Origin of the sequence: Sphaerospermopsis kisseleviana CS-549 (genome assembly GCF_028329225.1) — a bacterium.
Lineage (GTDB): Bacteria > Cyanobacteriota > Cyanobacteriia > Cyanobacteriales > Nostocaceae > Sphaerospermopsis > Sphaerospermopsis kisseleviana.
The window spans coordinates 26,198-47,876 of record NZ_JAQMTI010000302.1 but is presented as its reverse complement, the minus strand read 5'-3'; the positions used below and the strand labels follow the sequence as shown (position 1 = coordinate 47,876).

Annotated in this window: 22 protein-coding genes; 9 read left to right on the top strand and 13 right to left on the bottom strand. The window is 37.5% G+C overall.

All coding sequences use genetic code 11. The features are described from left to right. Window positions 1–163: 163 nt before the first annotated feature. From PN497_RS23585 to PN497_RS23575, 3 genes are all read right to left on the bottom strand, one after another. Window positions 164–694 carry a helix-hairpin-helix domain-containing protein gene (locus tag PN497_RS23585; RefSeq protein WP_096571860.1) on the bottom strand — a complete coding sequence of 177 codons (531 nt, stop codon included), beginning with the start codon at window positions 692–694 and terminating at the stop codon, window positions 164–166. Between the two features lie 45 nt (window positions 695–739). Next, window positions 740–1,114: an NINE protein gene (locus PN497_RS23580; protein ID WP_096572842.1), complete on the bottom strand. Its 375-nt coding sequence runs from the start codon at window positions 1,112–1,114 to the stop codon at window positions 740–742. A 224-nt stretch (window positions 1,115–1,338) separates the two neighbouring features. Further along, window positions 1,339–3,819 carry a vWA domain-containing protein gene (locus PN497_RS23575; RefSeq protein ID WP_096571859.1) on the bottom strand — a complete coding sequence of 827 codons (2,481 nt, stop codon included), beginning with the start codon at window positions 3,817–3,819 and terminating at the stop codon, window positions 1,339–1,341. Window positions 3,820–4,215: 396 nt separating this feature from the next. On the opposite strand from PN497_RS23575, the gene PN497_RS23570 reads away from it, so the two are divergent. The 3 genes from PN497_RS23570 to PN497_RS23560 all read left to right on the top strand — a co-directional run bounded on the left by PN497_RS23570 (window position 4,216) and on the right by PN497_RS23560 (window position 6,293). Then, window positions 4,216–4,476, top strand: a complete 261-nt coding sequence (locus tag PN497_RS23570; protein ID WP_334310692.1) for a type II toxin-antitoxin system HicB family antitoxin — start codon at window positions 4,216–4,218, stop codon at window positions 4,474–4,476. Beyond that, window positions 4,374–4,667, top strand: a complete 294-nt coding sequence (locus tag PN497_RS25815) for a type II toxin-antitoxin system HicA family toxin (protein ID WP_322743424.1) — start codon at window positions 4,374–4,376, stop codon at window positions 4,665–4,667. Before PN497_RS23570 ends, PN497_RS25815 begins: the two co-directional genes overlap by 103 nt. Before the next feature lie 117 nt (window positions 4,668–4,784). After that, the gene (locus PN497_RS23560; protein ID WP_096571858.1) at window positions 4,785–6,293 is read left to right on the top strand and encodes a UbiD family decarboxylase; all 1,509 of its coding nucleotides are present in this window, start codon (window positions 4,785–4,787) and stop codon (window positions 6,291–6,293) included. Window positions 6,294–6,380: 87 nt separating this feature from the next. Here PN497_RS23560 and PN497_RS23555 read toward each other — a convergent pair whose 3' ends face one another. The 6 genes from PN497_RS23555 to PN497_RS23530 form a co-directional block, all read right to left on the bottom strand. Continuing rightward, window positions 6,381–7,373, bottom strand: a complete 993-nt coding sequence (locus tag PN497_RS23555; protein ID WP_096571857.1) for a hypothetical protein — start codon at window positions 7,371–7,373, stop codon at window positions 6,381–6,383. A gap of 10 nt (window positions 7,374–7,383) precedes the next feature. Beyond that, complete coding sequence (locus tag PN497_RS23550) at window positions 7,384–7,629, bottom strand: hypothetical protein (protein WP_096571856.1); 246 nt, start codon at window positions 7,627–7,629, stop codon at window positions 7,384–7,386. A 629-nt stretch (window positions 7,630–8,258) separates the two neighbouring features. Further along, entirely contained in the window at window positions 8,259–10,160 is a 1,902-nt protein-coding gene (dnaK, locus tag PN497_RS23545) for a molecular chaperone DnaK (protein WP_096571855.1), read from the bottom strand. Between the two features lie 280 nt (window positions 10,161–10,440). After that, window positions 10,441–10,935, bottom strand: a complete 495-nt coding sequence (locus tag PN497_RS23540) for an Hsp20/alpha crystallin family protein (protein WP_096571854.1) — start codon at window positions 10,933–10,935, stop codon at window positions 10,441–10,443. Between the two features lie 522 nt (window positions 10,936–11,457). Further along, the gene (locus PN497_RS23535; protein WP_096571853.1) at window positions 11,458–12,186 is read right to left on the bottom strand and encodes a thioesterase II family protein; all 729 of its coding nucleotides are present in this window, start codon (window positions 12,184–12,186) and stop codon (window positions 11,458–11,460) included. A 157-nt stretch (window positions 12,187–12,343) separates the two neighbouring features. Further along, on the bottom strand, window positions 12,344–13,480 hold the full coding sequence (locus PN497_RS23530; RefSeq protein WP_096571852.1) for a cob(I)yrinic acid a,c-diamide adenosyltransferase: 1,137 nt from the start codon (window positions 13,478–13,480) through the stop codon (window positions 12,344–12,346). A gap of 360 nt (window positions 13,481–13,840) precedes the next feature. On the opposite strand from PN497_RS23530, the gene fraC reads away from it, so the two are divergent. From fraC to PN497_RS23515, 3 genes are all read left to right on the top strand, one after another. Continuing rightward, the gene (gene fraC, locus PN497_RS23525) at window positions 13,841–14,389 is read left to right on the top strand and encodes a filament integrity protein FraC (RefSeq protein WP_096571851.1); all 549 of its coding nucleotides are present in this window, start codon (window positions 13,841–13,843) and stop codon (window positions 14,387–14,389) included. A gap of 66 nt (window positions 14,390–14,455) precedes the next feature. Next, window positions 14,456–15,466 (top strand): septal junction protein FraD, encoded by a 1,011-nt coding sequence (fraD, locus tag PN497_RS23520; RefSeq protein ID WP_096571850.1) that lies wholly within the window; start codon window positions 14,456–14,458, stop codon window positions 15,464–15,466. 39 nt (window positions 15,467–15,505) lie between these two features. Continuing rightward, window positions 15,506–16,285, top strand: coding sequence for an ABC transporter permease (locus PN497_RS23515; protein WP_096571849.1), 780 nt, complete (start codon window positions 15,506–15,508; stop codon window positions 16,283–16,285). Window positions 16,286–16,417: 132 nt separating this feature from the next. Here PN497_RS23515 and PN497_RS23510 read toward each other — a convergent pair whose 3' ends face one another. Further along, complete coding sequence (locus PN497_RS23510; protein WP_096571848.1) at window positions 16,418–17,305, bottom strand: carbohydrate ABC transporter permease; 888 nt, start codon at window positions 17,303–17,305, stop codon at window positions 16,418–16,420. 46 nt (window positions 17,306–17,351) lie between these two features. Between PN497_RS23510 and purN the strand changes: the two genes are divergently transcribed. The 3 genes from purN to rdgB all read left to right on the top strand — a co-directional run bounded on the left by purN (window position 17,352) and on the right by rdgB (window position 20,289). Further along, entirely contained in the window at window positions 17,352–17,999 is a 648-nt protein-coding gene (gene purN, locus PN497_RS23505; RefSeq protein WP_096571847.1) for a phosphoribosylglycinamide formyltransferase, read from the top strand. Between the two features lie 123 nt (window positions 18,000–18,122). Then, a complete protein-coding gene (locus tag PN497_RS23500) occupies window positions 18,123–19,574 on the top strand; it encodes a phosphoglucomutase/phosphomannomutase family protein (protein ID WP_096571846.1) in 1,452 nt (483 codons plus the stop codon). A gap of 136 nt (window positions 19,575–19,710) precedes the next feature. Beyond that, the gene (gene rdgB / locus PN497_RS23495; RefSeq protein ID WP_096571845.1) at window positions 19,711–20,289 is read left to right on the top strand and encodes an RdgB/HAM1 family non-canonical purine NTP pyrophosphatase; all 579 of its coding nucleotides are present in this window, start codon (window positions 19,711–19,713) and stop codon (window positions 20,287–20,289) included. Window positions 20,290–20,475: 186 nt separating this feature from the next. Here the strand turns inward: rdgB and PN497_RS23490 are convergent, their stop codons facing one another. From PN497_RS23490 to PN497_RS23480, 3 genes are all read right to left on the bottom strand, one after another. After that, window positions 20,476–20,787 (bottom strand): HigA family addiction module antitoxin, encoded by a 312-nt coding sequence (locus PN497_RS23490; protein ID WP_096571844.1) that lies wholly within the window; start codon window positions 20,785–20,787, stop codon window positions 20,476–20,478. Between the two features lie 11 nt (window positions 20,788–20,798). Continuing rightward, entirely contained in the window at window positions 20,799–21,098 is a 300-nt protein-coding gene (locus PN497_RS23485; protein ID WP_096571843.1) for a type II toxin-antitoxin system RelE/ParE family toxin, read from the bottom strand. 137 nt (window positions 21,099–21,235) lie between these two features. Further along, complete coding sequence (locus PN497_RS23480) at window positions 21,236–21,574, bottom strand: P-II family nitrogen regulator (RefSeq protein ID WP_096571842.1); 339 nt, start codon at window positions 21,572–21,574, stop codon at window positions 21,236–21,238. Window positions 21,575–21,679 lie beyond the last annotated feature (105 nt).

Sequence of the window (21,679 nt, the reverse complement as noted above, 5' to 3'; positions counted from 1 at the left end):
GGTGACTGGTGACTGGGGACTGGGGACTGGGGACTGGTGACTGGGGAAGAAAATTTTAGATTTTAGATTTTAGATTTTAGATTGGAGATCACAAAAACAATCCAAAATCCAAAATCCAAAATCCAAAATCCAAAATAAAAAACTCCTGCCTCCTACCTCCTACCTAAAACCGCAGATAATACATTAATTGAGCGATCGCCTCACCTGACAGTCCTAACCGTTGCTGAAAATCAACCAAGTTACGGTAATAACCAGCAGTGAGGCGATTTTGCACTACCGCTTCAGCTAGAGACAAATCTATCAATGGAATTTTCGCCAGACTCTCTACCGTTGCGGTATTGGGATTTACTTGCGTAGTATTAGCGAGAGATCCATCATCATAGTAGCTAAAATTTAACAGTGGTTTCAGTGGTTCTAGCCTTTGTACAGGAACACTTAAAGCCGCTGCCATATCTTCAATACAATAAAATTTAACACCTGAACGTGATAGTTCTACGAGCGATCGCCCTTGATGAATAGATAACCCTGGCAAACGTAGCCAATCATCTACAGTCGCTTGATTAGCATCAATACGCATCCCCAGTTGTGCGGCCATCTGAATTTCTGCCCCAGATTGTAGACGATAATAGGGATCATTGAGCAGTTTAGCTCGGAGTTTTTGTAATTTGAGATTTAAAGGTAGCCAGTTTATCATGGTATTGTAAAACTTCGCCGAATTTATAGACAAATATTAATTACATCAAGAAATCTGGTCTAACATCTGACGGCGCTTTTGCTCAAATTCATACTCAGAAATTAAGCCATCTTGGCGCAAAGCATCTAACTCACGTAAGGCATTAGCTACCGATTCTACTTGATTACTGACCTGTGGTGAAACTTTAACTGCCGACTTCCCAAAATTAAAGTTTCGGTCAAAAGCTTCTTCATCTTGCGCTAAATACCAAACCCCTTCTATAGCACTAGCTACTTTGGGAATTGGTGTCCAAGATAACAATACATACAAAATTCCCCATAATGGCTGTCCCAAGTAAAATTTATGTAAACCTGAAATTGTTAGTGTGCCAGAAAAAGCTAAAATAGCAGCAATGCTTCTACTCTTCCGTTTCGTTAATATCATCCTTCTCAAGCTCCAACTACTAAAATTATAAAAATCAGACATCTATAATAGTAAATTACTAAATTCCTGGAATCAATTGATCAAGTTATCTGTGAGGGTCCAGAAGTATGGTTACGCATCCTCAATCCCTTGATTTTTTTCAGATTTATTCAACAACCCCTAATTAGCGATCGCTCTCCCGTTGGAGTCATCCCAGAAAATCGCATTGCTACCGAAATTACCTAACTCACACTCACAGGTTTTTTACTGTAATATTCATTTTCTGCATACACACTAATTACAGTATCACCAACTACGAAAAATGTCCCTTCTTGCTCAGATTTAGAAAACTGCAAATCAGGATATTTACTACTAATTTCATCCGCAGTCATCGCTTGAGTGTTCATGTCATCAGGTAACAAACCCGTCGCACCAATATAAAATACTAAAGGTGAAATTTTCTCTCGATAAACTTTTTCTGTATAACTCTCTAACTTCTGTTTTGCTGTTGTCATCGCGTCGATAATTTCCTGTTTATCCACAGGTGTACCTGCGTGTTTGGCTTGTAGTAATAAAGCCAAAATTCCAGCACCAACCAAGTTTAAAATTTCTGCAAATTTACCCGTTGTTTCTATTCCCAGAAAATCATCAAAAACAGCTTTCATTAAATCATCTGCTTTTGTAAATTTATTCCTAGAAGCAACAGCTTTACTACGAACAGCAATATTTTCCTGAAAAGCTAATTCAAAAGTTGGTTTCTTGAAAATTTCCCCAGTTTCTGAATCATAAACTTCATATCTTTTATCAAGAAATTGATTAGCAGAAGACAATTTATTAAAATTCACAATTTCTAAACTGCCAATATCAATCTTATAACTCACCCTTGAATCTACACTACCATCAGATAAAGCTGCTTTCAAATCTGTATATTCGTTAGTGGTGGGAAAATTCAGATACAGACTTTTAGAAAGATAATGTTTTTTCAATTCTTCAATTTGTGCAGGAATAAATACATCTGACTCTTCCCGTAAATGAGCAGATAAAATACTCGTTAAAGTTTTAATTTCTGCCAGTTGAGTAAATAAACCTTCCACACTGCTATAATTACCTTCAAAACTGACTAAAGGTAAATCTGCTAATTGCAAAGTATATTCTTTTTGAAAATCAAATTCCTCCCTATCAATAACCCCTACCGCTTGCAATTCATCAAATGCTTTTTTACTGCTAATTTTCACTTTTAAAGTCTTAACATTAATTTCTCCATCACTGACAATGGTATAATTATTAAAAGTCGTTAAATCATTTAATAACACACCTGCAACTTCAGTAATAGGGGTTTTATCTTCCGCTTTTACCAGCTTCACTTTTTGCGTAAGCAGCATATTAATAGTTGCGGTATTGCGGTTAATATCAAAAGTTCCCATCTGCACATAATCACCTGGTTCAATATATTCTATTTCTAACCAAGGTTTGATTAATTCTCCATTTTCTCCCCTTGTACCATTAACCCGCTTAATACCCTTTCTTTGATAAGTTTCTTTCAGATGTTTGAGGTTAATAATGATATGTTGATGATGTTTTGATAAAATATCAATCAATGCCAAAATTGAGATTTTATCATTAACTTTGACATAATCTAAAATTTCATGTTCAGCTAAAACATGAGGATAAAAAATGGCAATTTCTAAATCTTTGGTAAAATCAGCAATGTCTTCATTAGTTAAAGCTTTTGCGTGTCTTGCGGTTAAGGTTGCATTGAAGGTACTCGCAAGCGCGTATTTCGCAGTATTCAAATTTCCATCAGCTAAATTTGCTTTGGCAAAAATATAAACAGATGGATCATTTTGTGCCACCGGAACATCTGTTAATTGTTCATAAGCTGCTTTGGTAATTTGCTTATATTTATAGATGTAAGCTTCGTCTTCTGGTTTTAAACCAAAAACTTTTAATGTTTGGTTTGTACCATTAATTTTTTCAGCAGTGGGAGAAAAGAAAACTTGATAACTGTAGTCACTAGCTAAGGTTTCTTCTATGACTATTCCCGTCGCTTCTTTTAACACATTTCCAGTGTTATAAAGAGCATCATAAACTTCCTTAATATTCCCAGCTTGGATACAAACACCAGAAACAGAATTAGCGATTTTAGCGAGGAATTTAAAATCAGAAGAGGAAGAATAAGCAATGGTGTTAACAAAAACTTCCTTGTTTTTCAAATCATTACAAATTTCCTCTATTGCCTTAGATTCAGAATTGAAACTGCTATCATTAGCATAGCCGTCACTGTGTAAAGTAATTGCAGTTAATTCATCAGGATGAATCAATTCATTAGCTAATTTCAAAGATTGAGAAATACAAGTTAAATAAGTAGCACGAATAGCTTTGATATCAGCCATGTAATCTAAATCTGGCTGCATTACCTCCTGAATCGGTACACGCTGAAAATGACAAGTCAAGTCACCTTTGGAAGAATAGGAAATCAGCGTTACCACTAATTCTGAGTTGCTGTATTCATCCAGTGTCAAAAGTTTGATTAATGTTTCTTTTAAAGCCTCAATATCATAATACATTGAACCGGAACGATCAACAATCATGATACTATGAGCAATCATTTTTTTAGGAATTGCATCTGGCTTAATTTCCAGTTTTATTTTCTCAGTTAAATAAAAAGCTTTTTCCTTACCCGCGAGATTATAAACAGCAAACTTGGTTTTTTGACTTGTCATAATTTTCCCGATGGTAATTTTACAAGGAATATTGTCCAGGATCAATCACAGGATAAATTAATTTATACCTGATTGGGGTGATGTTGTAATATGTTGTAAAGAATCTAATTAGAGATGTTTTGATTGTTTCTATCTCATATATAGTACATAAATACTATAAAAATGTCAAGGTCAGGGTAAAAATCTTTATATTTCTTAATTTTTGCTTGTCAGCAAAGTGAGAAATGTTTTACTAAATATCTCAAATGTAATGATGCTAACTAAAACTGCATTTAGATACCCGACTTCTTTGATAAATTAACATTCTTTACCAAAGATTCAATTAGGAAGTCGGGTATCTTTCGTTTGTGTTATAATAAAAATCCGACATAATTAACCTGCCAGAAAACTATAGCAATGACAAACAAAACCATGAAAAATAAAGAATTTTATGTAGTAATTAAAAGAGATGAAGATGGTATGTATATTGGTGAAGTGCCTCAACTGAAAGCCTGTTATAGTCAAGGAGAAACCATTGATGAATTGATCACTAATATTAAAGAAGTAATTAAAATGTGTTTAGAGGAATTAGGAGAAGAGTCAATAACAGAATTTATAGGAGTAAGCAAAGTAGTTTTATCATCACTAAATTACCAGCAATTACAGGAGAAGAATTAATTACCGCATTACAAAAAATAGGTTTTTATATAGTGAGACAAAAAGGTAGTCATGTCAGAATGAAACATCAAGATGATCGAGTTGTTTCTATTCCTCGTCATAGTGGTAAAACCATTGGTAAAGGTCTATTATTAAAAATAATGCGAGATGCAGATTTAACAAAAGATGAACTAATCGAACTTTTAGACTGACACCTAATTAAAGTATCTGCGTTTAATTTTGCCAATCCTAATTTATTCAGTACAAACAAACTACCCAAATATCAAGTTAAGATCAAGGAGACTTTACACTTCTTAACTCTGAGGGATATGGCGCGAGATTTACGGGGATTTATTAAAATTCTGGAAGAAAGAGGACAATTAAAGCGAATTTCGGCTTTAGTAGACTCTGAACTAGAAATTGCGGAAATTTCTAACCGAATGCTGCAAAAAGGTGGTCCAGGTTTAATCTTTGAAAATGTCAAAGGTGCATCTTTCCCCGTTGCAGTAAATTTAATGGGGACGGTAGAAAGGATATGCTGGGCTATGAACATGGAAAAACCAGAGGAGTTGGAAACCTTGGGTAAGAAGTTAAGTATGCTTCAGCAACCTAAACCCCCGAAAAAGATTTCCCAAGCGATAGACTTTGGTAAGGTGCTGTTTGATGTTGTCAAAGCGAAACCGGGAAGGGATTTTTTCCCCGCTTGTCAACAGGTGGTTGTGGAAGGTGATGATTTAGATTTAACTAAGTTACCTTTAATACGTCCTTATCCGGGAGATGCCGGAAAGATAATTACACTGGGATTGGTAATTACCAAAGATTGTGAAACAGGTACGCCAAATGTAGGTGTGTATCGTCTGCAACTGCAATCTAGTAATACTATGACCGTACACTGGTTATCGGTGCGGGGGGGTGCGAGACATTTACGCAAAGCGGCGGAACGTGGTAAAAAATTAGAAGTGGCGATCGCCCTTGGAGTCGATCCTTTAATCATTATGGCAGCAGCCACACCCATTCCCGTAGATTTATCAGAATGGTTATTTGCGGGACTTTATGGCGGTTCTGGGGTACAATTAGCCAAGTGTAAAACAGTAGATTTAGAAGTACCCGCAGATTCAGAATTTGTTTTAGAAGGAACTATCACCCCAGGGGAAGTTTTACCCGACGGTCCCTTTGGCGATCACATGGGATATTATGGCGGTGTGGAAGATTCGCCTTTAGTGCGGTTTCAGTGTATGACACACCGCAAAGACCCGATTTATCTTACCACCTTTAGCGGTCGTCCACCCAAAGAAGAAGCAATGATGGCGATCGCCCTTAACCGCATCTATACCCCAATTTTACGGCAACAAGTATCAGAAATAGTTGACTTCTTCCTGCCAATGGAAGCATTAAGTTACAAAGCAGCAATTATTTCTATTGATAAAGCATACCCTGGACAAGCAAGACGAGCAGCTTTAGCTTTTTGGAGTGCCTTACCCCAATTCACATATACTAAATTTGTGATAGTTGTGGATAAAGATATCAACATTCGTGATCCGCGTCAAGTTGTCTGGGCAATTAGTTCTAAAGTTGACCCAACCCGGGATGTATTTATATTACCAAATACCCCCTTTGACACCTTAGATTTTGCGAGTGAAAAACTCGGTTTAGGGGGGAGAATGGGCATAGATGCAACCACCAAAATTCCCCCAGAAACAGAACATGAATGGGGCGCACCTTTAGAGTCAGATCCTGATATTGCCGCAATGGTAGAAAGACGCTGGGCAGAATACGGATTAGCAGATTTAAAACTAGGAGAAGTTGACCCCAATTTGTTTGGTTACGATATGAGATAGCTGACTGGGGACAGAAGGCAGGAGGCAGGAGGCAGGAGGCAGGGGAAGATGAATAACCCCAATGCCCAATGCCCAATGCCCAATGCCCTACATCCTTCTGGATATCATCCTTGCATCCCAGGTATAGAAACCAATTTGGTTAGGAACTCTAGAAAATCTACCTGTGCGATGACCTCTAGATAATTCATTGAGAACCTTATTTTTTACCTCTCTCATGTCCCGATCATCAAGTTCTCCATAGATACCATTAATGACTTCATTCACACCAAAAACCCGCCCTCTATGTTCACCTAAAAAAGATGTCAAAGCATCAATTAAAAATTGACCCTCATATTTTTTGAGCATGGGAATATCATTGGAGTGTGTTACAGCCACAGGCTTTTTTCTTCTACTTTTACTACGAGTAGATGAGCCATTATGATGATTGGGATCTAACAAACTTAAAGCCAGAGTATAACAACCAGGTTCGTTAGGAATAGCCGACCAATAACCCCTTTCTCTACCTTGAGTCAGAGAAGATTGAACCCTACCTTTGACGATTTTAAAGATAGTAGATTCTAACTCACCATAGAGCGATCGCACAATAAAATCTATATGGCATACAGTACCAGCATATTCATGCAATAAAATTCTCAAAGCTTCCATCCGAGTCAGAGATTGATATTCAGGAAGCATGGGAATTTCCGCCCCCTTCGTAAAATGTTCATAACTATCCAAAGAGGTATTTCTCGCATGAGAAACTGCTGCTTTTGTAGACGCAGCACTTGAACCATTTGTTTTCCATTCTTGAGAGTGAGAAGGTTCTGACTCTACAGACTCCAACAAGTCTAAATCAGACTGATGATCTGATGCCAAAAACAAACGGGAACCTTGTGGATCACCAGTTGCTAATTCTGAAACTTCATGTTCATCAGGACAGGACCAAGGAGACAACAAAGCTTCCACATGATCCAATTGCGATCGCGCTTCAATAAATAGCCGTTGGTACTCTTGTGCCAGACCAGCATAATAGTCTCGTAATTCCAACAATGGTCTAATAAATACCTCTGAAGGAGGTTGTAATTGTTCTTGGGTGTTCATATTACTTCAATTATTCTAATTCAATGTCACTTTTGTAATTCATCGCATGAGGCTTCAGTTTTCTAGGATCATGAGCAGATTTTTTCGGAGGTTGAGGAGGACGGCAACTTTCACAATATAAAGGTCTAGGTCCAAAGGTTTCCCGTTTTGTTGCTTGATTACATTCTTTACAAACAAAATGAAAAACACGAGTGTGAATCTGTCTTTTATGCGCTCTAACAGTATATTCTCTCACATCAATGATCTTGGTAGCCATAATTTAAGAATTGCCCAGTTCTGTACTCTTAATATAGCTATTCAAGCAAACAAAACAATTTCAGTGTGTGTTTTACTGCAAGTTTTATTCAAATCCTTAAAATAAAGTCAAATAGGATAAACATTTGTATAGTTAAGAATAAACAGCAAAGCCATCTCAACTTCTGAGATTTTGCCGCTAATCTCCCCTTTCCTGAAGATGACATTTGATATTTAATTTAAATCTTTCTATTTGTTCATCTCTATCTACTGATCATCTGGATAACTTTGCATAAATTTGATAGTCAAACCATCCTCCTCATGGATGAAATCACCTAATGAATTTGTTCATCTGTTGTAATTTATGATTCATTATTTAGGGCTTGCTGAATAAATGTGAAAATATTACAAGTAAAGGGTCTTAGCCTGCTGGAAGTTAAAAAAGTGCAAGACTTTACGAGGTGGGATCTCAAAAACCTTGCATTTAATTTCTACACAAAGGAAAAATCGCTCTCATCGAACTCTTCAAACTGTTCCCTGTCTCCGCGACAAGACTTTTTCAGCAAACCCTATTTATTTTGTTTGAGAAATAGATCCCTGACTTGTGGTCGGGGATCTCCTTGATCTTCTGACTCCTGACTCCTTGATATCCTATGATTGGGACTCCACAAAATCAGCATCAATCACATCTTCACCCCGACCACCTTGTGCTTCTCGACTGCTTCCATCAGGACTTACATCTGGTCTTCCCGCTTGGGCATAAACTGCACTACCAATTTGCATCAAAGTTTGCTGTAAGTCACTGCTAAGAGACTTGATCCGATCAAAATTATCTTGATTGATAGCTTCCCGCAAATCTTTGACTAACTCATCAACTCGACTTCTATCACCAGCACTGACTTTATCACCCAAGTCTCTGAGTTCTTTTTCAGCTTGATAAACTAAAGAATCAGCTAAATTCTTAGTATCAATTTGTTCACGTCTTTTTCTATCTTCCTGTGCATGAGCTTCCGCATCCCGCACCATTTTTTCTACATCTCGTTTATCAAGAGTAGAAGCACCAGTAATAGAAATTGACTGCTGTTTATTAGTGGCTTTATCCTTAGCAGTCACGGAAAGAATACCATTAGCATCAATATCAAAGGTAACTTCAATTTGTGGTACACCTCTGGGTGCTGGAGGAATACCATCTAAACGGAAAGTACCCAAACTTTTATTATCTTTTGCTAACTCTCTTTCACCTTGTAAAACGTGAATTTCCACATTACTTTGACCATCAGCCGCAGTAGAAAAAATCTCCGATTTCTTCACAGGAATAGTTGTATTACGGCCAATGATTTTAGTCATCACACCGCCCAGAGTTTCCACGCCTAAAGATAAAGGAGTGACATCAAGCAGTAAAATATCTTTAACTTCACCTGATAAAACACCCGCTTGAATAGCAGCACCTACCGCTACAACTTCATCAGGATTCACACCTTGACAGGGGTCTTTTCCTGTTATTCTTCTCACTAATTCTTGCACAGCGGGAATACGAGTAGAACCACCAACTAAAACAATTTCATCAAGTTGGGCATTTGTCAGTTTTGCGTCTTGCAATGCTTGTTGTACTGGTTTACGACAACGATCTAAAAGATCCGCCGTCATCTCCTCAAACTTAGCCCTTGTTAATGTCATATCCAAATGTTTAGGACCTGCTTGGGTAGCCGTAATAAAGGGCAAATTGATATTAGTTTGAGTGGCGCTAGAAAGTTCAATTTTTGCCTTTTCTGCTGCTTCCGTTAATCTTTGTAATGCCTGTTTATCTTTCCTTAAATCAATACCTTCATTAGTTTGAAATTCATGTGCTAACCAATCAACAATCTTTTTATCAAAGTCATCACCACCTAAATGAGTATCCCCACTGGTAGATTTAACTTCAAACACACCATCCCCAACTTCCAAAATAGAAACATCAAAAGTACCGCCACCAAGGTCAAATACTAAAATAGTTTCATTTTGTTTTTTATCCAAACCATAAGCCAATGCTGCTGCTGTTGGTTCATTGATAATGCGGAGAACTTCTAAACCAGCAATTTTACCTGCATCTTTAGTAGCTTGGCGTTGGGAATCATTAAAATAAGCAGGAACAGTAATTACTGCTTGAGTAACTTTTTCTCCTAAATATTTACTAGCATCATCAACTAACTTTCTCAGAACTTGGGCAGAAATTTCTTCTGGTGCAAATTGTTTATTAACTGCGGGACAACTGAGTTTTACATTACCATTACTATCACGCAGTGTCCTATAGGAAACTTCCGTTGCTTCATGGGTAATTTCTTCATGTTTGCGACCAATGAACCTTTTCACAGAATAAAAAGTATTTTCTGGGTTCATTACCGCTTGTCGTCTAGCAATTTGACCTACCAAACGTTCACCAGTTTTAGTGTAAGCTACCACAGAAGGAGTGATGCGTTGACCTTCAGAATTAGCTATTACTAAAGGTTGCCCACCTTCCATCACAGCAACACAAGAATTAGTAGTTCCTAAATCAATTCCTACTACCTTTGCCATATCTTCCCCCTGGACTTGAGTAGAAGTTTTTCAGAAGTGCTATTCTCTCGTTCCCAGTCTCAGTCTGGGAATACTATTACAGAGTCTCTGACTCTGCTATCACTAAAGGCAGAAATTTCAATAATTCATTCCCATACAGAGTATGGGAACGAGAAAATGAGATGTAAACTGAATGTGGGATGGGCATCTTGCCAGTCACAGGCTAGAAGCCTGTGCCACAGGTGTTCATATCTCAAATGAAAATGCTATAGCTGACGGCTGATAGCTAATAGCTTAAAAATTAACCGAGATTAACTTTGAAAGCTTTTTGTTTTTCTGGTTCTGTTTTCGGCAAGTTCAACCGCAAAATACCATCTTTATATTCAGCCTGAACTTGTTCATGTTGCACAGTAGAAGGTAAAGGAATTATCCTTTGAAACTTACCATAACGAAATTCTGAACGAGTGTAACCTTCTCTTTCAGTTGTGGTTTCAGACTTCCTTTCACCAGTAATAGAAACAGCTTCAGGAGTGACTTCAACATTCACATCTTTGGCTTCTAAACCAGGTAGTTCTAATTTCAATTTATAGGCATCATCAGTTTCTTCGAGTTCAGCAGCAGGGATAAAAGTTAACCCTGCTCTTTCACCTCCATCACCTGGTATCATTCTTTCAAACAAACGATTCATCCGCCTTTGTAAAGTATCAATTTCGCGGAAAGGGTCCCAACGTTCAAGTTCGCGGAAAGGTTCTAAGCGTTCAAGATCGCGGATAGGGTCCCAACGAACTAATGCCATAACTATCTCCTATACAATGCTGTATTTGGCTTGCGGAGGCTTAATTTTCAGCTTCACATATGGCAAACAATACTCGTATATTTTTTAAATTTTTTATTGCGTGAAGCTTTATCTTTTGCTTCCTAATTCAACAATAACACCAAGATTTAAATTTAGTAGGTTCGGTTTTATAGCTATAGAAATCGCAATAGCCGTACCTGCTACATTGTTTCACACTTTGTTACAAGTATGGCTATAAAAAATGCACCTTATGTTAGTTGTAAATATCTCAACATTACCCTCAGTTATCAATGGACAATTGACAATTGATAATTGATAATTAATTGTTTAATTCCAGCTTTAAAACCTCTCTTTTCCAGGGAAAAAGCCAAAAATGCCGCTTTTTTAAGCCTCTTCCTTAAAGGAAGAGGTAATTGTCCATTATTGAAGGCTATGCAGCAGTGAAATTTCTATCAAAAAAACAAAAAATAAAAATCCCTCTTAGGTAGAGTTATAAAGTAAAAAAAATATATTTATTCTAACTTATGAGATATATTGAGATATATATTGTAGTAAAACTTTTTCATGTTCACGAATAAAAAAGTGATTACCAGAAAACTTATGTAAAGAAAAAGCTGCTGTCGTCTGTTCTTGCCATGCTTCTAATTCATAATCAGTAAATGCGGGATCTTGCAGTCCACCAAAAACACTAATGGGAAAATCAAAAGGTGGTTGATGGGTGTAAACATAAGTTTCTAAAACTGTAAAATCAGCCCGGAGAATAGGCAGAAAAATTTGGATCAGTTCTTCATTTCCTATGACACCATCAGGAGTACCATTAAAATTGCAAATTGCTTGCCAAAATTCATCATCTGGTAAATTGTAAATTTTTCTTTTTGTGGGTGTAACTTGGGGAGCATTGCGAGCAGAAACAAATAAATGTAATGGTGTTAAATTATAATCTGAGCGCAGTAAACGAGCTAATTCAAAACCAACGAGTCCACCCATACTATGTCCAAAAATAGCAAAGGGTTTATCTAAAAATGGGATGAGATTTTTCGCTATTTCTTCAACTAAAGGCTGCATTTTTGTGTAGGGAGGAAATTTCATTTGTTTTCCCCTACCAGGAATTTCTATAGGACAGACTTCAATGGTTGGGGGTAAATGACTAGGCCAGGTACGAAATATCATGGCGCTACCTCCTGCGTAGGGTAAGCAAAATAGGCGCATTTTTGCTTGGGGGTTGGGTTGGGGAAAGGTTGTTGTTCCCATTTTCCTGTATTGTTATTTTTCTCGGTTTTAGGATATCAGGAAAGGGATGTTTTTTCTCACGCAGAGGCGCAGAGGCGCTGAGGAGGAGGAAAAATACACAAAAATATAATTTTATGTAGGGGTAATTCATGAATTATCCCTACATGAATAAAACTTCTTAAAAATCAACCCCCCGCTTCAATTCCACACCTTGATTAGCGTAATGTTTATGACAATAAACCTCAGAATGAATACTTGCTAAATCAAAATAAGCAGGTTGATTTTGACAACGACCAGTAATAATAACTTCCGTATCTTTTGGTTTACGCAGCAAAGCCTGTACAATCGGTTCAACAGGCAATAATTCTAAATCAACGGTGGGGTTCAGTTCATCGAGGATGATAGTTTTATACACACCAGAAGCGATCGCTGTTTTGGCAATTTCCCAACCTCTTTCCGCTTCTACATAATCTAATTCTTGCCGAGAATTACGCCACACGATCGCATCCCTTCCACAGCGTAAATGATCCACTACTTCAGGATAAGACTGCTGCAAAGCGGCGATCGCTGCATCTTCAGTATATCCACTACCGCCCTTCAACCACTGCATAATTAATACACGGGTAGAACCAGGATGATTAATCCCCCTACCTATTGCCTGTAAAGCCTTGCCTAAAGCACTAGTAGATTTACCTTTGCCAGCGCCAGTATAAATTTCTATACCTTCAATCAATAATTCTTTGGCTGTGGGGTGGTGTTGGGGTTTCATTTCCGAGTGCAGATCGGCAATATCCAGTAATTGTTGCGGTGCTGCCCGACCTGTGGTAATAATTTCTAATTCCTGGGGTTTAGATTTTAAAGTGTTTACCACCTCATCCACAGGAAGCAAACCCAAATCTAAAACCGGGTTAATTTCATCTAAAACCACAACAGAATATAAACCAGAGGCGATCGCACCTTTAGCTACATCCCAACCCCGTGCTGCTTCTGCGCGATCAAAAGGGGTAATTTCATCATGGCCGAAATATTCCGCTCTACCAGTGCGAACCTGATCAATTAAATGGGGAAAACCACGCTGCAAAGCGGCGATCGCTCCATCCTCATCATAATCACGTTCTGGACCCTTCAAAAACCGCAACAGTAACACACGATCAAAATTACTCTCAGCATTGATACCTAGCCCAATAGAGCGCAGAACCACCCCTAAAGCCGCTTGGGACTTACCTTTACCCACACCATCATAAACATGAATTTGACCCGTGAGGCGTTCAGAACGCGCTTGTGCTGTGCGAATACCGATGCCATTTCTTGTCATTTTTGGAAAACTTTAGAAAAGCTGTAACGTGGCTGTTTCTGATCTTACCGAACCTCAGGAAGTATTACCAACTAATTCACCAACAGTCAGCAGTCAGTACTCAAAACCTAAAACCCACGTAGGTAAATTTTGTCTGTGTAGCCATGACTTCGACTCCCTGGCACAATTAGAGAAAAAATGGTCAAAAAAATGAGATAATTTCCCCCATCATCCGTATAATCTCAGTTATCTTTCATGGTACATCAAGAAATTGATTCATTCAATGTTATACTCAATCCTACGTTTTTAAACGTGGTTTCCTCCTGCCTCCTATCTCCTGCGTCCTGAAAAATTTCAAACTTTATCATTTATAGAAGCTTTATGTCAGACGAATTAACATTACCGAGAATTTTACCCCTTGGGGCAATTTTGTTTGAAACTTTATTTTTACTAATTGCCATTCCCCTAGAAGGGTACGTTCTCAATAGATCACTCAAATTTGACAAAAAAACCAGCATTTTTTACGCCATAGCTATGAACGTTTTTTCCAGTGTCATTGGCTGGAATGTATTTTTTATGGTCGAACCAATATTAGCTGTAGGTATCAAGTCAGAATTGATTAGTTATATATTTTTTAATACCTTTAAAAGCGCCAGCATACAGAATTCTCTAATTCTCATTGGCTTTCTGGTTTTCTTTGGTACATTTTTAGTCAAGTTTGCATTGTTAAAACTGTTGATTATTACCTTAGATGAAGGGGGTAAAAAACAAGAAAGCACAGACACTACTCAGCGCCAAAAAATCCTTATTAGCGAAAGAATTAAATTACAAAATACCAGCTTAATTACTACTACTTTAATCGCCAATTCCTTGAGTTATACCGCTATTTCATTAATTTTAGTCATTCGTGGTTTTGTGATTAGGAATTAAATTGAGAAATTGAGAAACTAAGTGAAAACATCAGCCAGGTAAAAATAGCTAAAAATAGGTGCAAATATGAATTCATCATTGTTTAAAGAAGTAATACAGCTATTTAAATTTGTTCAAGATTTATTTTTGGGCATTCAAAAACTTGTCATGCCTCCCAAAGCTTTTTCTTGGCAGACATTTATCTATTTAAGCCTTTTCGCGTGGGTAAATTCATATTTTGCCACAGGACTAATCAAAGATATAATTGCCTTAACAGGTTGGGGATTTTTAATTGCAGGTACAGCTTGGTATACCACCGATGGTCCTGCAAGAGTTCCAGGAACTTTTATGCCAGTAGGTGCATTAATCACTGGGTTTTTAGTCAGTATATTTGCTTTTGGACATCAGGAAAATGTAGTTACACCTAGAACTATAGTTCTTTGTCCGACAATTGCAGCTATAATTACCGCCATCCCAGAATTTTTCTCAGGAACAGGTACATCAACAAAAGCTACCCTTCCCAAGTTAGAAGCACGCCAAAAAATCATTATTTTACTTGCTTGGTCGATGTTGATAAGTTGCTGGATTCAGTTTTACTTTGTTATAGATAAATGGTTAAAAGAATATCCCAGTTTATCCGCAGATAATTTTCAACGCAGCGCCTTTGTAATTAAACTAGAACCAAAATCAAAAAGACCAGAAAACGGTAATATGATTTTAAATAAAATTCAACCGCTAATAGAAGAACAAATATCCAGAAGAACTTGGTCAGAAGTAGAAAGATGGTTACTAGAAGCTAACCAACAAGTAGGCAATTTGGGTAAAAGAATGATTAACCAAAACCTCGGCGAATACGAAGAAAAAGGACTATGGAAAATAGAACCGCGTGTAGTCAATATCAAATCTGGTTATAGATTAGATATCCTCAGTATTTGGCAAGGACCAACTGCTAATGGTAGGGGATTTTATCTGCAAAAATCTTGTCAAATTCAGCCAGTATCAACTGTTAAAAGTCTAGAAAATAAAAATGCGGTAGCAGCAATTAAATGCGAACGCAACAGCAGATTTTTCCTTGGTTCACCACCACCACAACAGTAGATTTAGTTATCACTTACCAATTACCAATTACCAAAAAATATGAACGCAGTCAGAACATTTGTAATGGCAAAAAACGTATTTCAGGAAGTGATACGCGATCGCATCCTCTACATTATCGGTTTTTATGCAATTATCCTTGCTGTTGCTAACCGGGCAATTTTTGAATTTGCAGCTACAACCCAAGACAAAATCTTTTTAGATGTGGGTTTAGCAGTAATGAATATCATTGGTTTAATTGTTGCAGTCTTTATTGGCACAGGACTTGTCAACAAAGAAATTGAAAAACGGACTATTTTCATGTTAATTGCTAAACCTATCAGCCGCAGTGAATTTATCACCAGTAAATACTTAGGTTTATCAGGTGTGTTGGGTGTACTTCTAGCATCCATGACATTTATTTATTTGGTATTTTTGCAACTTGGTAAAATGTCCTATCCCCTACCCAGCATTCTTTTAGCCATACTTTTCTTATTTTTACAATTAACTTTAATTACGGCTGTAGCTGTCACATTAGGAGTTTTTACCAGTTCCTTAATAGCCACAGCTTTAACATTTGCCGTCTATTTAATGGGCAATATTACCAAAGATTTAGTCGCATTAGGTCGCCTCAGTGAAAACCCTGCGGTAGAAAGAATTACCCAAGGTTTATATCTCATACTCCCAGATTTATCTCGCTTAGATTTAAAAAATGATGCCGTTTATGGACTGCAAGCAATACCGGATACTATAACACTATTAAGTAATGCTGGTTATGGCTTACTTTACAGTTTCATGTTGTTGGCGATCGCCATTTTGATCTTCTTGAAAAAAGAGTTTTAAAGGTGACTGGTGATTGGTGACTGGTGATTGGTGATTGGTGATTGGTGATTGGGTAGTAATTGATAATCATGAATTATGAATCATCAATTATCAATTGTCAATTGTCAATTGTCAATTGTCAATTATCAATTATCAATTATCTCCCCAGGTTTGTAACTGCAAATAAACTAACACCAAAGTCACCACTAATAACACAGTAGCAACTGCGGCGGCGTAACCAAAATCAAATTGACCAAAAGCTTCTTGATAAGTGTAATAAACTAACAAATTAGTAGAATTTAAAGGACCGCCTCCTGTAATCACATAAACAGGTTCAAAACTTCGTAATGTAAAAATTCCCGTGGTGACAGTCGCAAAGATTAAAGTAGGTCTTAATCCTGGTAAAGTAATATGCCAAAATTTCTGCCAACCATTTGCACCATCTAATTCTGCTGCTTCATAAAGACTGGGAGGAATAGCTTGCAACCCAGCCAAAAAAACCACCATATTAAACCCGATTTGTTTCCAAATACTAAATAAAATTATCACAGGCATTGCCCAAAAAGTATCACCTAACCAAGATATGGGTGCAACACCAAAAAAATCTAAAAATCCATTCACAGGACCAGTATTTTGAAACAACCAACGAAAACCTAAACCAGCCGCAACCAGTGAGATAATAGAAGGGAGAAAATAGGCACTTCGCAAAAGTCCCCGCAAAGCTAAAGAACGATCTAATAATACCGCTAATCCCAAAGGAATCACCAAACTGGGAATAAGACTACCAAAAGTAAAATAAACGGTATTAAACAGAACTTGCCAAAAATCAGAGTTTAGCAACAACCGCCAATAATTTTTAAAACCTACCCAATAAATACCAGATGAAGTAAAACTACCAGCAGTAAAACTGAGATAAAACAAATAGGCAATAGGCCAAATTATAAATAAACCTAACAAAATCAGTGCTGGTGTGAGAAAAACCCAAGCCGCAGCAGTATCATTATCTAGTAGTTCCGAAGGAGAAAAACGGGATGGTTTCATGATAATCTTAGACATTCACAGTATATTCATAATTTTATGAGAGTTTATGAGTCAATATTACCCCATTTATGGCACACCTAGTCTAGTTTCTCCTGATATTTCTCTGGAAAATTCACAACCTAGCAACGTTTTGAAACTGGGAGTAATGGCTTCAGGAAATGGTAGCAATTTTGAAGTAGTTGCCCAAGCTATCCAAGCAGGGAAACTCAACGCCCAAATTCAAGTTTTAATTTACAATAATCCCACAGCAAAAGCCGCAGAAAGGGCAGCAAATCACGGAGTAAAGGCTGTATTATTAAATCATCGTGACTATAAAAAGCGCGAAGATTTAGACAGAGAAATTGTCAAAACTTTTAATCAACATGATGTAGAATTAGTGATTATGGCTGGCTGGATGCGTTTGGTAACACAGGAATTAATTGACGCTTTTCCTGATAAAATTATTAATATTCATCCCAGCTTGTTACCGAGTTTCAAAGGTGTGCGGGCTGTAGAACAAGCATTAGAAACCGGAGTGAAAATAACTGGTTGTACTGTACATTTACTGCGTTTAGAAATGGATAGCGGACCAATTATCATGCAGGCCGCAGTCCCAGTATTACCAGATGATACAGCAGAAACCCTACACGCCAGAATCCAAATTCAGGAACACCGTATTTTACCATTAGCTATAGCTTCCCTCGCTGACAGGTGACAGGTGACAGTTGACAGTTGACAGTTGACAGGTGACAGGGGGAATTATATTTTACCAATTACCAATCACCAATCACCGCTATAAATGCTACAATCCTCTGTTAGAAATTTTTAGGATATATCCATGCCCATTTTAACTAACCCCATAAAGTTTGGTACTGATGGCTGGCGGGGTGTTATCGGTGATGAATTTACCTTTGAACGCCTAGCTATAGTTGCCCCAGTCGCAGCTAAAGTATTATATAATACCTACTATTCCACAGTCAGTAGCCGTACCATCATTGTCGGTTACGATCGCCGTTTTATGGCAGAAAATTTTGCCCGTGTTGTCGCTGATGCTGTCAAATCCGTTGGTTTTGATGTCCTGTTTAGCGAAACCTACGCACCCACTCCCGCTTTTAGTTGGGCTGCAAAAGACCTCAATGCTTTAGGCGCTTTAGTCATCACCGCTAGTCATAATCCTGGTGCATATTTAGGTTTAAAAGTCAAGAGTGCTTTTGGTGGTTCTGTGCCTCCAGAAGTTACCAAAGAAATAGAAGCACTATTAACAGAAGCAGTACCAACCGCAACAACTCCGGGCAAAGAAGAGACATTTGATCCCTGGCCTAGTTATTGTCAAGCATTAGAAAAAAAAGTAAATATTGACAAAATTCGTCAAGCAATATCATCAGGTAAATTAACATTATTTGCCGATGTCATGCACGGTGCGGCTGCTAGTGGTTTGGGTAGATTATTAGGTGAAAAAGTTAAAGAAATTAACAGCAACCGAGATCCTTTATTTGCAGGAGGTGCGCCCGAACCTTTACCAAAATATCTTTCCCTTTTATTTACAGAAATCAAAAATCATGGGGAAGAAAATAACAATAATAACTCAGGTTTAACAGTAGGTTTAGTATTTGATGGAGATTGCGATCGCATTGCCGCAGTAGATAAAAATGCTAATTTCCTCAGTTCGCAAATCTTAATTCCCATCTTAATAGATCACCTCAAAACCAGACGCAATTTTACAGGGGAAATCGTTAAAACCGTTAGCGGTTCTGATTTAATTCCCCGTGTTGCGAACTTATTGAATTTACCTGTATTTGAAACCGCCGTTGGTTATAAATACATTGCCGATAGAATGTTAGCCACAGAAGTATTATTAGGTGGTGAAGAATCAGGTGGTATTGGTTATGGTAGCCATATTCCTGAAAGAGATGCTTTACTATCAGCATTGTATGTATTAGAAGCAGTAGTAGAATCGGGTTTAGATTTAGGTGATTATTATCAACAATTGCAGAAAAGAACTAATTTTTCCTCAGCTTATGATCGGATAGATTTACCCTTAGCGAGTATGGAAGTAAGAGGAAAATTATTACAACAATTACAAACCCAACCTTTAACAGAAATAGCAGGTAAAAAAGTCATTGATTGTAATACAATAGATGGTTATAAATTCCGTCTTGCTGATCAAAGTTGGTTAATGATTAGGTTTAGTGGCACTGAACCAGTATTACGCCTTTATTGCGAAGCACCAACTTTAGAACAAGTCCATCAAACCCTAAATTGGGCTAAAACTTGGGCAGAATCAAATTAGGGGACTGGGGACTGGGGACTGGTGACTGGGAAGAATCAAGTCAAAAGTCAAAAGTCAAAAACTCTGTTCCCTATTCCCTATTCCCTATTCCCTATTCCCCATTCCCTATTCCCCATTCCCTATTCCCTAATAACCAATGACTAAAACACTCGTAGTAGCTACAGGAAACCCCGGTAAATTGCGGGAAATGCAAGCTTATTTAGCTGATTCTGGTTGGGAATTAACCTTAAAACCAGCAGATTTAGATGTTGATGAAACTGGAGAAACTTTTGCAGAAAATGCTTGTTTAAAAGCTTCAGAAATTGCCAAAGCTACAGGAAAATGGGCGATCGCTGATGATTCTGGTTTAGCTGTAGATACACTCAATGGCGCACCCGGTGTATATTCTGCCCGTTATGGTAATAGTGACGCAGAAAGAATTGGGCGATTATTACGGGAATTAGGAGATACCAAAAATCGTCAAGCTCAGTTTATCTGTGCAATAGCAGTTGCGAATCCTCAAGGAGAAATAGTTTTACAATCTGAGGGTATTTGTAAAGGTGAAATTCTCTATGAAATTCGTGGAGAAGGTGGTTTTGGTTATGATCCGATTTTTTATGTCCCAGAAAAACAGTTGACTTTTGCCGAAATGTCACCAGAATTAAAAAAGTCAATTAGTCATCGGGGTAATGCTTTGAAAAATTTAGTTCCTCAGTTGATGAAGTTGGTCGAGTAAGGATTTTTTTGGGTTATTCGTTTTCTATTGAGGATAATTTTAACGAACCACGTTCACTAAAGGTGTTCCCGTTCGCGTAACTTGCCGAAGGCATAGGGTAGAAACGAAGGAAGCGAAGACAAGAGATTTTCAGAGAGTTTTTGGTGTTGCTGCGGTTATTGTTTCAAAATTGGAATGTTCCAAGTTTTACGCTATAACTTGCATACTCCCAGTGGATATCCAAGGAGAAATAGTTGCTTTAATTTCTTGACCAATTTTTTGTTCAGCTAGTTTGAGTTCATAATTTTTCTGCAAATTCATCCAAAATTCAGCACTCATCCCAAAAAATTGTCCTAAGCGTAAAGCGGTATCAGCAGTAATTGATCTTTTACCATTAATTATTTCGGTAATTCTATTTTTTGGGACATGAAGCAAACGAGCTAATTCACTTGCACTTATTCCTAATTCATGCAGTTCGTCAGCTAAAATTTCTCCAGGATGAATGGGTGGACGTGCCATATAATTCTCCTTCAGTGATAATCTGTAATTTCTATATTGAAAGGTTTTGGTTCATCGTCTGGCCAGTTAAAACAAATTCGCCATTGGTTATTAATGCGAATACTGTATTGACCTTTTCTATCACCTTCTAAGGACTCAAAATGATTACTGGTTAGTAACATTAGATCCTTTTTGCTAGTTGCTGCCTCTAAAATATCAAGCCGTTTATATGCTTGTTTAGCAAAAGCTTGAAACTCTTTTACCCTTTCACCCAAAACAAATTGTTCCGTCTTTTTATCTCGATATTTAGGATAATTTTCTGACGGAGACATATTGTAAACAAAGGTAGATGTTATGCGTTACGTAATCTATAACTTTCTCAGTATAGCACAACCAAACAATAAAAGGCAATAAAAGGCGCTGCTGAACAATAAAATTCAACAACGCCCAATTTATACACCTTCAAAACTTACACAGCTTCGGTGTTCTTTTCCCCAGTCCGAATCCGTACAACCTGTTCAACAGGGGAAATGAAGATTTTACCATCACCGATTTCACCAGTACGGGCGGCGGAGATAATTTTATCAACCACCATATCGACTTGGTTATCTTCTACAACAATTTCCAACTTCAGTTTTTGTAAGAACTCAACGGTATATTCCGAACCCCGATAGCGTTCAGTTTGACCTTTTTGCCGTCCAAAACCACGGACTTCCGAAATTGTCATTCCCACAATTCCCGCATTAACCAAGGCAATTTTGACCTCATCCAGCTTAAATGGACGAATAATGGCTTCTACTTTTTTCATTTTTTTCAATTCCTAACTTCTCAGAGCGTTGTTTATATATCTAACCAGATTCGTTGTCTAAAGCTGTAAATCAAGCTCTACTTGTTTCCGATGAGTATTATGTAT

Excerpts from the sequence above, each read along its gene's own strand:
- PN497_RS23585 (WP_096571860.1), bottom strand. The coding sequence starts at position 694 with ATGATAAACTGGCTACCTTTAAATCTCAAATTACAAAAACTCCGAGCT.
- PN497_RS23575 (WP_096571859.1), bottom strand. The coding sequence starts at position 3,819 with ATGACAAGTCAAAAAACCAAGTTTGCTGTTTATAATCTCGCGGGTAAG.
- PN497_RS23570 (WP_334310692.1), top strand. The coding sequence starts at position 4,216 with ATGACAAACAAAACCATGAAAAATAAAGAATTTTATGTAGTAATTAAA.
- PN497_RS23560 (WP_096571858.1), top strand. The coding sequence starts at position 4,785 with ATGGCGCGAGATTTACGGGGATTTATTAAAATTCTGGAAGAAAGAGGA.
- PN497_RS23555 (WP_096571857.1), bottom strand. The coding sequence starts at position 7,373 with ATGAACACCCAAGAACAATTACAACCTCCTTCAGAGGTATTTATTAGA.
- PN497_RS23550 (WP_096571856.1), bottom strand. The coding sequence starts at position 7,629 with ATGGCTACCAAGATCATTGATGTGAGAGAATATACTGTTAGAGCGCAT.
- dnaK (WP_096571855.1), bottom strand. The coding sequence starts at position 10,160 with ATGGCAAAGGTAGTAGGAATTGATTTAGGAACTACTAATTCTTGTGTT.
- PN497_RS23540 (WP_096571854.1), bottom strand. The coding sequence starts at position 10,935 with ATGGCATTAGTTCGTTGGGACCCTATCCGCGATCTTGAACGCTTAGAA.
- PN497_RS23535 (WP_096571853.1), bottom strand. The coding sequence starts at position 12,186 with ATGGGAACAACAACCTTTCCCCAACCCAACCCCCAAGCAAAAATGCGC.
- PN497_RS23530 (WP_096571852.1), bottom strand. The coding sequence starts at position 13,480 with ATGACAAGAAATGGCATCGGTATTCGCACAGCACAAGCGCGTTCTGAA.
- fraC (WP_096571851.1), top strand. The coding sequence starts at position 13,841 with ATGTCAGACGAATTAACATTACCGAGAATTTTACCCCTTGGGGCAATT.
- fraD (WP_096571850.1), top strand. The coding sequence starts at position 14,456 with ATGAATTCATCATTGTTTAAAGAAGTAATACAGCTATTTAAATTTGTT.
- PN497_RS23515 (WP_096571849.1), top strand. The coding sequence starts at position 15,506 with ATGAACGCAGTCAGAACATTTGTAATGGCAAAAAACGTATTTCAGGAA.
- PN497_RS23510 (WP_096571848.1), bottom strand. The coding sequence starts at position 17,305 with ATGAAACCATCCCGTTTTTCTCCTTCGGAACTACTAGATAATGATACT.
- purN (WP_096571847.1), top strand. The coding sequence starts at position 17,352 with ATGAGTCAATATTACCCCATTTATGGCACACCTAGTCTAGTTTCTCCT.
- PN497_RS23500 (WP_096571846.1), top strand. The coding sequence starts at position 18,123 with ATGCCCATTTTAACTAACCCCATAAAGTTTGGTACTGATGGCTGGCGG.
- rdgB (WP_096571845.1), top strand. The coding sequence starts at position 19,711 with ATGACTAAAACACTCGTAGTAGCTACAGGAAACCCCGGTAAATTGCGG.
- PN497_RS23490 (WP_096571844.1), bottom strand. The coding sequence starts at position 20,787 with ATGGCACGTCCACCCATTCATCCTGGAGAAATTTTAGCTGACGAACTG.
- PN497_RS23485 (WP_096571843.1), bottom strand. The coding sequence starts at position 21,098 with ATGTCTCCGTCAGAAAATTATCCTAAATATCGAGATAAAAAGACGGAA.
- PN497_RS23480 (WP_096571842.1), bottom strand. The coding sequence starts at position 21,574 with ATGAAAAAAGTAGAAGCCATTATTCGTCCATTTAAGCTGGATGAGGTC.